Source organism: Brevundimonas sp. EYE_349 (assembly GCF_023147505.1).
In the GTDB taxonomy this organism is placed as follows: Bacteria; Pseudomonadota; Alphaproteobacteria; order Caulobacterales; family Caulobacteraceae; genus Brevundimonas.
The window spans coordinates 1-2333 of record NZ_JAHXPB010000018.1 but is presented as its reverse complement, the minus strand read 5'-3'; the positions used below and the strand labels follow the sequence as shown (position 1 = coordinate 2333).

The window sequence follows — 2333 nt, the reverse complement described above, 5'->3', positions numbered from 1 at the left end:
GTGATCGACCTGCTGATCCTCGTTGGAACATGACCTCCAACGGTGTCCGCCACCTATCCTTACTTATACCGGTCAAGAACTGGCGGCGGCTATATCTTTCGACGTGGTGAGTGAGGGTTCTTAAAGGAGCGGAGCGACCACTGTGTCCTCCTGCTGAACTTTCCCCCGTTAATGGCCTTGCTAATAGAGGTCTTATTAGGAGAGCCGATAAAGGGGGAAACTCCCCTCTCCCCCTGTGTCCAAGGGTGCCGCCGCCAGATCGGTCTGGCAGATGGCGGCATAGTCGGAGCGAGGTCGGCTGCGATCCTGACAGAGGCTTCAGCCAGATCGCGATGACATCGGCTGGAAGATCGCTCGAAAATCCCACTACGACCGTTCTCGTAAACAGGGGTGGAAATCGCTGTGTTTCACGGCCCGCAAACGCAGTGCTGGCGTAATCGATATTTTGTGCCCGCTTCCATCTGTTTTCCGGCTCAGCTTGTGCCTTTGGCAGAGCCGTGTTCTGCTTCAGCCATGGGACGGCTTCTGGAAAAACTGAAGCACGGCGCCCCCGCCTACGACGTAAAGGTCGAGCGGGACGGGTTCACGCTGATCGGCAAGCCCGACCACATCGACGAGTTCAGCGACATCGTGCGCGAGGCGGCGGAACAGGCGGGCGAGGAGTTCGTGGTCTTCACCACGAGCGATGGCCATCAAGGCTACAGCCAAATGTTCGTCATGCCGCTGGACGCGGTTGATGCTCGCTGAGCGGAGTCACCTCGAAAACAACGGTTGGGGAGCGCGGCCCTGTGATCGGCGTTCAGATCGCATGCGTCTTCCGACCAGCTATAATCGACTGCGGGCTGCGCTGGCCCGAGAGCAGGCCAGCAAGACCTTCGTCGTCGAGCATCGTCAGCACTATCTACGACTCGCCTTTCAATACGACGCCATTGCCGCACTGGAAGCGGAGCGACCGCGCCTGACGGCGCCCGCACGACGGCCTGCCGGGATCGTCGCCTCACTTCCCAACTGAGCCGTTCTGAACCATCCGACGCCTCACGCCTTCCAAGAACATGGATCGGCTCAACACCCTTCTCGAAGGCTCCCCGGCGTATGGAGTGCTCGACGCCAAGGACGGCGTGGTGCTGTTCCGCCGATCCGGCTTCGAGCAGGAGTTCAACGAACTGGCCGCTGAAGCCGTGGAGGCGGCAGGGGAAGAGTTTGAGGTCATCCCATTGACCAGCGGTGACGACTGCGACCGGCTCTTCATCGCGCCGAGGGAAGAGCGGTCGTTCGCCCGATCTGATTGACGCTCTGCCGATCCATGAGACCCTTACGTTCTCCCAACTGCAATCGGAGAACACCCCTGACCAAGCGCGTCGCGATCTACGCCCGTGTGAGCACGGCCGATAAGAACCAGACCGTCGAGAACCAATTGCGCGATCTGCTGGCCGTCGCCGAGCGTCAGGGCTGGACCGTCACCGCGACCTTCACCGACGAAGGCATCAGCGGCGTGAAGGGGCGGGATCGGCGCCCCGGCTACGACGCGCTGCTCAAGGGCGTGGCGCGCAAGGACTTCGATCAGATCATGGCGTGGAGCGTGGACCGCCTCGGGCGCAGCCTTCCCGACCTCGTGGCCTTCCTGAACGACATTCAGTCCAAGAATGTGGACCTCTACCTGCACCAGCAGGGCCTCGACACCTCGACGCCCTCAGGCCGGATGATGTTCCAGATGCTGGGCGTCTTCGCCGAGTTCGAGCGCGCCATGATCCGAGAGCGCATCCTCGCCGGTCTGCGTCGCACGACCAAGAAGTCCGGGCGGAAGCCTATGCCTGACGACCGTGTGGAAGCGATCAGGAAATCGTTGGCGGACGGTCAGGGCATCCGCGCCACCGCCCGGCTCCATCGTGCCTCGCCCATGACGGTGACCGCCATCAAGCGCTCGATGGAGAGCGTCCCGGCCTAAGCCAAAGCCAGCCTCGCGTTCACCTGATCTTCCTCGCGGCTGAACTGGAAGCGCACCTCGACGCCGCCATTGCCGAGCGGGTAGTGCGGCCAGTTCGACGGCTCGATGCCGATAGACATCACTACCGCCTTCGCCCGCTCGGCCAGCACCTGCTGGGCCAGTGCGTTCAGCGACAGCTTCCCGACATCGTAGCCCGCCTTCGCAAGCACCTCGGCGAGACGCTGCTCTTCGACGTCAACATCGGACGCCGGGACGATGTGATCCAGCTTCCACACGTTGACCTTCCCCCCGTCCAATCAGAGCCTTGGCGATCTCCTAACCAACCGAGTCGCGCACTGCCACCATGACCGACGAAAGCGACCACACGGCCGTCCCCTCGGCTCCACCA

5 protein-coding genes are annotated in these 2333 nt (G+C 62.3%); 4 read left to right on the top strand and 1 reads right to left on the bottom strand.

The features are described 5' to 3' along the window. The first annotated feature begins 513 nt into the window (after positions 1–513). The 4 genes from KZX42_RS17140 (at position 514) to KZX42_RS17125 (ending at position 1945) form a co-directional block, all read left to right on the top strand. Positions 514–747 carry a hypothetical protein gene (locus KZX42_RS17140; RefSeq protein ID WP_112863342.1) on the top strand — a complete coding sequence of 78 codons (234 nt, stop codon included), beginning with the start codon at positions 514–516 and terminating at the stop codon, positions 745–747. 61 nt (positions 748–808) lie between these two features. Beyond that, entirely contained in the window at positions 809–1012 is a 204-nt protein-coding gene (locus KZX42_RS17135; protein WP_003168400.1) for a hypothetical protein, read from the top strand. 40 nt (positions 1013–1052) lie between these two features. After that, positions 1053–1289: a hypothetical protein gene (locus tag KZX42_RS17130; protein ID WP_003168399.1), complete on the top strand. Its 237-nt coding sequence runs from the start codon at positions 1053–1055 to the stop codon at positions 1287–1289. A 14-nt stretch (positions 1290–1303) separates the two neighbouring features. Continuing rightward, complete coding sequence (locus KZX42_RS17125) at positions 1304–1945, top strand: recombinase family protein (protein WP_282438999.1); 642 nt, start codon at positions 1304–1306, stop codon at positions 1943–1945. Here the strand turns inward: KZX42_RS17125 and KZX42_RS17120 are convergent. Continuing rightward, on the bottom strand, positions 1942–2220 hold the full coding sequence (locus tag KZX42_RS17120) for a hypothetical protein (RefSeq protein ID WP_146756761.1): 279 nt from the start codon (positions 2218–2220) through the stop codon (positions 1942–1944). The two genes, KZX42_RS17125 and KZX42_RS17120, sit on opposite strands and share 4 nt — an antisense overlap. Positions 2221–2333 lie beyond the last annotated feature (113 nt).